The sequence below is a fragment of the Rhodobium orientis genome (assembly GCF_003258835.1).
GTDB classification, from domain to species: Bacteria; Pseudomonadota; Alphaproteobacteria; order Rhizobiales; family Rhodobiaceae; genus Rhodobium; species Rhodobium orientis.
In genome coordinates this window covers 1-7,637 of sequence record NZ_NPEV01000095.1, presented here as the reverse complement: position 1 = coordinate 7,637, position 7,637 = coordinate 1, and the positions used below count along the sequence as shown (strand labels likewise).

Here is a 7,637-nt window from a genome sequence, read left to right as displayed (position 1 = left end):
GGCCGCCATTTTTTTCGCACTGTGACAGAAGTGTCCGTTACGCCGATTGCGCCGGGGTCGAGCTGTGGATCGCCAGGGCGTGGAGCCCGGCATCGAACTCCTCGGCGAGCAGATCGGTGATCATCCGGTGGCATTCCACCCGGCTCTTGCCGGCGAACATGTCGGAGACGATCCAGACCCGGAAATGGGTGTCGCCGTCCGGGTCCGCGTGTCCGTGCCGCTCGATATGGCCTGCGTGTTTGGCCGACTCGTCCTCGACCCGGATGCTCTCCGGCCGAAGGGCAAGTTTAAGTTTTGCTTCAATCTTGTCTCTCATGCTCACTGGCGAAACCACCTATTTCCAAAGCCGTGTCGACTCACTATCTAGGAATCATTCCGATGACCGCCAGGGGACCCACGCGCCGTTTCGCGGCGGTCAATGACTTGTTCCCGCCTGCTGCACCCGACATAATCCGCCCATGAAATTCGACTCGGCCATATTCGACCAGATCAAGGTCCGGCGCACCAAGGAGCAACCGGTCTCCCGCGAGCACCCGACCTGCGACTGGGAAGGCTGCCAGGCCGCCGCCCCCCACCGCGCCCCGATGGGCCGCAACCGCGAGGGCGAATATCTCAATTTCTGCCTCGACCACGTGCGCCAGTACAACAAGGCCTACAACTACTTCTCCGGCATGGACAACGACGCCATCGCCGCCTACCTGAAAAACTCCGCCATCGGCCATCGCCCGACCTGGAAGATGGGCGCCAACCGGACCCCGACCGAAGCCGACGAGAGCATCGCGACCAGAGCCCGCCGGCGCTGGAATTCGCGCACCTACGATCCGTTCGAGTTCTTTCGCGGCCACCAGGACCACGGCGCGGAGAGCCGCGCCGCCCGGCGCGAGCGCCGCCTGACCAAGACCCAGCGCCACGCCTTCGAGGTGCTGAAGCTGGAGCTGTCCGCCGACAAGACCGAGATCAAGGCCCGCTTCAAGGAACTGGTGAAGCGCCACCACCCGGATGCCAATGGCGGCGACCGCTCGCTGGAAGAGCGCCTGCGCCAGGTCATCCAGGCCTACAACATCCTCAAGCAGGCCGGCTTCTGCTGACGGGGCCAGCCCGCCGACACAGGCCTCGACACCGAATCGCCGTTTTTGGAAGGAATTTTCAAGGACGGCAAAGTGGCGGGTTTTCGCGCCCGCGCGTTGCAACCCGCCACCAATTCGCCCCGCCGACCGGCGGGAATGGTTTTCAATTCGCCGCCCGATGTTCTAAATGCTCCCTGTGAAGAGCCTCCAGGACCATCTGACAACCGTCCGCCAACGACATCCGCGGCCTCCCGCGGAGCCCGGGGATAGAAAATGACTGAGACCGCAGAAGCCCTCGCCGGCGTGCCCGACATGAAGATTTCCGTCCGGCAGGTGTTCGGCATCGACACCGAGCTGGAAGTTCCGGCCTTTTCCGATCGCGACGAGCACGTCCCCGACGTCGATCCGGATTATCTGTTCGACCGCGACACGACGCTCGCCATCCTCGCCGGCTTTTCCCGCAATCGCCGCGTCATCGTCACCGGCTACCACGGCACCGGCAAGTCGACCCATATCGAGCAGGTCGCGGCCCGGCTCAACTGGCCCTGCGTGCGCATCAACCTGGACAGCCACATCTCGCGCATCGACCTCGTCGGCAAGGACCAGATCGTCATCCGCGACGGCCTGCAGGTCACCGAGTTCCGCGACGGCATCCTGCCCTGGGCGCTGCAGACCAACACCGCGCTCGTCTTCGACGAGTACGATGCCGGCCGCCCGGACGTCATGTTCGTCATCCAGCGCGTGCTGGAGGTCCAGGGCCGGCTGACGCTCCTCGACCAGAACCGGGTCATCCGCCCGCATCCGAGCTTCCGGCTGTTCGCCACCGCCAACACCGTCGGTCTCGGCGACACCTCCGGCCTCTACCACGGCACCCAGCAGATCAACCAGGGCCAGATGGACCGCTGGTCGATCGTGACCACGCTGAACTACCTGCCGCATGACAACGAGGTCGACATCGTGCTGGCCAAGGCCAAGCACTACCAGTCCGACGAGGGCCGCGACACGGTCTCCAAGATGGTGCGCGTCGCCGACATGACCCGCAACGCCTTCATCAACGGCGACCTGTCGACCGTGATGAGCCCGCGCACGGTGATCACATGGGCCGAGAATGCCGACATCTTCGGCGACCTCGGCTTTGCCTTCCGCGTCACCTTCCTCAACAAGTGCGACGAGCTGGAGCGGCCGGTGGTGGCCGAGTTCTTCCAGCGCTGCTTCGACCGCGACCTGCCGGAATCGGCGGCCAACGTCGTTCTTTCCTGAGGCACGGAACCGGGAACGCGGGAGCAGCGATGACGTCGAACCACCGGCCCAACAGCAAGGCAGCGGCGCCGACCGAGCCCGTCAAGCGGGCCGTCGGCATCACCATGCGCGCGATTGCCGGCCGCGACGACCTTGAGGTCAGCTTCGCCACCGACCGGCCGGGCATGGCCGGCAACAAGGCACGGCTGCCCGAGCCGCCGCGCCGGCCGTCCCGCAACGACATCGCCATCCTGCGCGGCGTCGGCGATTCCATCGCCCTGAAGCTCGCCGCCCACAATCCGGCCCTCCACCGCTCGCTGATGCCGCAGGGCCAGAACGCCCGCGCCCTCTTTGAGGCTGTCGAGCAGGCGCGCTGCGATTCCATCGGCGCCCAGCGTATGAAGGGCGTTTCCGGCAACCTCAACGCCATGCTGGAAGACCGCTACCACCGCAACAAGTACCACGAGATGACGGCCCGCGACGACGCACCGATGGAGGAGATCGTCGCCCTCATGGTGCGCGAGCGGCTGACCGGATCGCCGCCGCCCAAGAGCGCCCGGCACATCGTCGACCTGTGGCGCCCGACGATCGAGGAAAAGGCCGGCGCCGACCTCGACCGGCTGATGGAAGCCCTTGAGGACCAGCGCGATTTCGCCGTCACGGTGCGCGACATGATCGCGTCCCTCGACATGGCCGACCAGCTCGGCGGCGACCCGGACGACAGCAACGAGGACGACAACGACGACCGCTCCGACATGAGCGACACCGAGGTCGACGGCGAGAGCGACGAAAGCGATGCCGCCGACGCCTCCTCTCCCGAAGAGATCGAGGTCTCCGGCGAGGAATCGGAAGCGGGCGACGCCGAGGCGACCGATACCTACGCCGACAGCGTCGACGACCAGGACCTTTCCGCCGACCCGAACGACGCCGGCGAGGCGGAGCGTCCGGACCAGCGGCTCAGCAACCGGCCGCCGCAATTCGATTACAAGGTTTACACCACCCGCTTCGACGAGACGATCAAGGCCGAGGAGCTGTGCGACGCGGCCGAACTCGACCGCTTGCGCAGCCACCTCGACAAGCAGCTCGAGCATCTGACCGGCGCCGTCGCCCGGCTCGCCAACCGCCTGCAGCGCAAGCTGATGGCCCAGCAGCAGCGCGCCTGGGACTTCGACCTTGAGGAAGGCATCCTCGATACCGCGCGGCTGACCCGCGTCGTCACCGACCCGATGCAGCCGCTCGCCTTCAAGAGCGAGCGCGAGGCGGAGTTCCGCGACACCGTCGTCTCCCTCGTCCTCGACAATTCCGGCTCCATGCGCGGCCGGCCGATCACGGTCGCCGCCATCTGCGCCGACATCCTGGCGCGCACGCTGGAGCGCTGCGGCGTCAAGGTCGAGATCCTCGGCTTCACCACCCGCGCCTGGAAGGGCGGGCGGGCCCGCGAGCACTGGCTGCAGAACGGCAAGCCGCAGCTTCCCGGCCGCCTCAACGACCTGCGCCACATCGTCTACAAGGCCGCCGAGGCGCCCTGGCGCCGCTCGCGGCGCAATCTCGGCCTGATGATGCGCGAGGGGCTCCTGAAGGAGAACATCGACGGCGAGGCCCTGGACTGGGCCCACAAGCGCATTCTCGCCCGGCCGGAGAACCGGCGCATCCTGATGATGATCTCCGACGGCGCGCCGGTCGACGACTCCACCCTGTCGGTCAACTCCGGCAATTACCTGGAGCGCCACCTGCGCCAGGTCATCGAGGAGATCGAGGAGCGCTCGCCGGTGGAGCTGATCGCCATCGGTATCGGCCATGACGTTACCCGCTACTACCGCCGGGCCGTCACCATCGTCGATGCGGACGAGCTCGCCGGCGCCATGACCGACCAGCTCGCCGACCTCTTCGACGACGCACCGGCGGAGCGCCGCCGCCAGGATCCGGGTTCTTCACGCCGACGGGCCGTGCGATGAGGCGCGCGCAATGAGAGCCGCGCTCCGCGCGTTTCTCCTTTGCTGCGCTCTCGCCGCTCCCCTTGCCGCAGCGGCCGAGCCCGTGATCCCGCCGGGGGCGGAGAGCATCGAGGTCCGCTCCTCGCCGATCGCCCATTTCCGCATCGGCTATCCGGATCTCGCCCGCTTCGGCCGGCTGGAATATCTCGGCGGTTTCGAACTCTGGTCGCCGAACCGCCATTTCGGGGCGCTGAGCGGCCTCGTCAGCCTTAAGGCGGGCCGGCGCATCGTCGCCATCTCCGACAACGGCTTCTGGTTCGACGCAAAACTCGACGTCGATGCCGACGGACGCCCGACCGCGCTCTTTGATGCCCGCATCGCGCCGATGCTGGATGCGTCAGGGACGGTCATCGTCGGCCACGAGGCCGACGCGGAATCCGTCGTGCTGACCCGCGGCCCCGACCCGAAACAGTTCATCGTCTCCTTCGAGCGCGACCACCGGCTGGAGCGCTTTCCGGTCGACCTGGAAAACTTCCTCGGCCGCGGCGAGCGTATGAAGATCCCGCGGGCGATCCGCAAACTGCGCGGCAATCGCGGCCTAGAGGCGATCGCCGTGCCGCCCGAGACCTGCCCGCTTGGCGCCGAGGTCATCGCCCTCGCCGAACGCGACCCGCGCTCCGACCGCGATATCCCGGGCTGGATCATCGGCGGGCCGAAGGCAGGAATGTTTCGCGTCCGCCTGGACGGCGACTTCAGCATCACCGACGCCGCCTTCCTGCCGGACGGCGACCTCGTCATCCTGGAGCGGCTGTTCAATTTTGCCCAAGGCGTCGGCATGCGCCTACGGCGCATTCCCTGCGCCGCGCTCAAGGCCGGCACGACGGTCGACGGCATCGAGCTGATGACCGCCGATTTCGGCTACCAGATCGACAATATGGAAGGGCTGTCGGTCCATGTCGGCGACAATGGCGACACGGTGCTGACGCTGATGTCGGACGACAATCGCTCGCTGCTTCAGCGCACGCTGCTGTTGCGCTTCCGCCTCGTCGAGCCGCCGGTGCCGCACGAAAAAGGCGGCTTCAAGCTCAGGCCGGCCGTGCTTCCGCAGCCTGCGGCTGAATGAACGACAGAACGACCCGGTAGGGCACCAGCAGCACTGCGGCGACCAGCAGCTTCACCGAGAAATCGCCGAGCGCCCAGGACATCCAGCGCGGCACCACGGCAACGTCGAAAAGGCCGAGCAGCGGCGCCGCTTCGATGGCGAACGCATCGTTGGCGCCGAGGATCGCAAACGGCGCGGCGAAGGCGAGCGAGAAGAAGATCGCAGTGTCGACCACTGAGCCGATCAGCGAGGAGACCGCCGGCGGCACCCACCAGACGCGGTTGCGCAGGCGGTTGAAGACGGAAACGTCGAGAAGCTGGGCGACGAGGAAGGCCGAGCCGGACGCGATGGCAATCCGCGGCGTTGCCAGCACGATCGAGAGCACCACGGCAAAGGCAAAGCCGACCAGCACCACACGGCGCGCGGCAGAAGGCCCGAGCCGGCGATTGGTCAGGTCGGTGACGAGGAAGGCCGCCGGATAGGTAAAGGCGCCCCAGGTCAGAAGGTCGGCAAGGTTCAGCGCACCGATGGTGGCGGCGACCGGATACTGCACGAGGATGTTGGAAGCGACGACCACGGCCGCCATCGCAAGGATGCCGGCGACGAAGGGAACGGTACGGGATTTGATGCCGGTCATGGCGGATATCCTTTGTCGGAAACGCCGAACGCCGCCCCGCGCCTTCCGGCCGCGGGCGGCGCCTTGCGTCGCGTCGTGCGGTGATCCTGGCTGGCGCCGTTGCCGGCGCGAGCGCGTTACGCGGCCGCTTCGGCCGAGGCGCGCTTCTTTGCGATCTCGCGCTTGACGGTCAGGGCGCGCTGGGAAAGCGTCGCGTCCGCCGCCTTGGCGAGGAATGCATCGAGACCGCCGCGATGCTCCACGGTGCGCAGGGCACTCGCGGACACGCGCAGGCGCACGGTCTTGCCGAGGGTGTCGCTCATCAGCGACACGTCGCAGAGATTCGGCAGAAAGCGGCGGCGCGAGCGGTTGTTCGCGTGGCTGACATTGTTGCCGGTCAAAACCGCCTTGCCGGTGAGTTCGCAACGCCGGGCCATGGTCGAAATCCTTCTCATCATCGGAGATCCGATGGCGGTCGCCAGCGCGTCGCCGTTCCGATCGATCCGTCATTCCTTGAAAAAGCTGCCCTCCTATATGAGCCGCAAGCGCGACCGTCAAGCTTTCTGCCGCCGATGGCCGCGAAAAGTCACCCGGCCGCAAGCTATTTTGATGTTCGTTAACGTGGCGGTTACCATGTCGCCCAACAATCGACGCGATCGCCGTTTACCGCGTCATCGAGGGACGGTGTGGGGAGCAACGCATTGCTGCCCACGTCGATCGTAACCTTCGACAGGGGAGAGTCGGGTGCGTTCAAGAACGATGTTGCAGTCTGCCGTCCTCGGAGCTGGCCTTTTTGCCGGGCTTGCCTCCGCGGTCGTTGCCGTGCCGGCCGACGCCAAGACCACCAAGGTCGGCGGCGTCTACGCCGTCTCGGTCGCCGGCTTCCGCTTCGCCGAGGGCCGGCTGTCGCTGATCGTCCAGAACGACGCCTACTCCGCCAAGCTCGACATGCATTCCTCCGGCCTCGGCCGGCTGTTTTCGTCCGGCAAGGGCAACGCCGAGGCGACCGGCTGGCTGCGCCGCGCCCACGTCACCCCGGCCCGCTACGACCTCAGGTCCAATTCCGGCAAGCGCGACGCCACCAAGGTGTCGATGGCGCTCAGCCGCGGCGCGGTGCGCAAGCTCGCCGTCAGCCCGAAGCTGCGCAAGGTGCCGGACCGCATTCCGGTGACCAAGCGCCACAAGCGCAACATCCTCGATCCCCTGAGCGCCGTCCTGTTCCCGGCCAATGGCAGCGAGGCCAAGCTCGACGCGAGCGCCTGCAAGCGCACCATCCCCGTCTTCGACGGCTGGACCCGCTACGACGTCAAGTTCAGCTACAAGGGCACGCGCGAGGTCAAGAACCCGGACTATGAGGGAACGGTCGTCGTCTGCGGCGCCCGCTGGGTGCCGGTCGCCGGCCACCGCCCGCACAAGGTCTCGGTCAAGACGATGGCCGACAACCGCACCATGGAGGCCTGGCTCGCCCCCGTCGGCGACCTGCCGCTCTTCGTGCCCTACCGGATCTCCATGGAGACCAACATGGGCCCGCTGGTGGTCGAGGCCCGGCGCCTGCGCATGGTCGGCGAGCAGAAGCAGGCTGCTGCGATCAACGAATAAGACCGGGCGTCCCTTTGCGGGGTCCGAAAACCCACCACACCGGAAAATACCCGTTTTCGCCGGCCGCCCCAGTGGCGGCC

Annotated in this window: 8 protein-coding genes; 5 read left to right on the top strand and 3 right to left on the bottom strand. The window is 66.9% G+C overall.

Features of this window, described 5'->3' with window-relative positions; all coding sequences use genetic code 11:
- Window positions 1–37 precede the first annotated feature (37 nt).
- Entirely contained in the window at window positions 38–316 is a 279-nt protein-coding gene (locus CH339_RS23265; protein WP_207189609.1) for a BolA family protein, read from the bottom strand.
- 142 nt (window positions 317–458) lie between these two features.
- Here CH339_RS23265 and CH339_RS23260 point away from each other — a divergent pair, with 142 nt between their 5' ends.
- The 4 genes from CH339_RS23260 (at window position 459) to CH339_RS23245 (ending at window position 5,363) form a co-directional block, all read left to right on the top strand.
- Window positions 459–1,088 carry a J domain-containing protein gene (locus tag CH339_RS23260; protein WP_111436804.1) on the top strand — a complete coding sequence of 210 codons (630 nt, stop codon included), beginning with the start codon at window positions 459–461 and terminating at the stop codon, window positions 1,086–1,088.
- A 252-nt stretch (window positions 1,089–1,340) separates the two neighbouring features.
- Window positions 1,341–2,327 carry a cobaltochelatase subunit CobS gene (gene cobS / locus CH339_RS23255; protein ID WP_111436803.1) on the top strand — a complete coding sequence of 329 codons (987 nt, stop codon included), beginning with the start codon at window positions 1,341–1,343 and terminating at the stop codon, window positions 2,325–2,327.
- A gap of 29 nt (window positions 2,328–2,356) precedes the next feature.
- A complete protein-coding gene (gene cobT, locus CH339_RS23250; protein ID WP_111436802.1) occupies window positions 2,357–4,261 on the top strand; it encodes a cobaltochelatase subunit CobT in 1,905 nt (634 codons plus the stop codon).
- Window positions 4,262–4,271: 10 nt separating this feature from the next.
- Window positions 4,272–5,363, top strand: a complete 1,092-nt coding sequence (locus CH339_RS23245; protein WP_111436801.1) for an esterase-like activity of phytase family protein — start codon at window positions 4,272–4,274, stop codon at window positions 5,361–5,363.
- On the opposite strand, the gene CH339_RS23240 is transcribed toward CH339_RS23245, so the two are convergent.
- Both CH339_RS23240 and rpmB read right to left on the bottom strand, forming a co-directional pair.
- Window positions 5,326–5,979: a queuosine precursor transporter gene (locus tag CH339_RS23240; protein ID WP_111436800.1), complete on the bottom strand. Its 654-nt coding sequence runs from the start codon at window positions 5,977–5,979 to the stop codon at window positions 5,326–5,328. The two genes, CH339_RS23245 and CH339_RS23240, sit on opposite strands and share 38 nt — an antisense overlap.
- 116 nt (window positions 5,980–6,095) lie before the next feature.
- Window positions 6,096–6,395, bottom strand: a complete 300-nt coding sequence (gene rpmB, locus CH339_RS23235) for a 50S ribosomal protein L28 (RefSeq protein ID WP_111436799.1) — start codon at window positions 6,393–6,395, stop codon at window positions 6,096–6,098.
- Window positions 6,396–6,717: 322 nt separating this feature from the next.
- Here rpmB and CH339_RS23230 point away from each other — a divergent pair, with 322 nt between their 5' ends.
- On the top strand, window positions 6,718–7,557 hold the full coding sequence (locus tag CH339_RS23230; RefSeq protein ID WP_111436798.1) for a DUF3108 domain-containing protein: 840 nt from the start codon (window positions 6,718–6,720) through the stop codon (window positions 7,555–7,557).
- The last annotated feature ends 80 nt before the right edge of the window (window positions 7,558–7,637 follow it).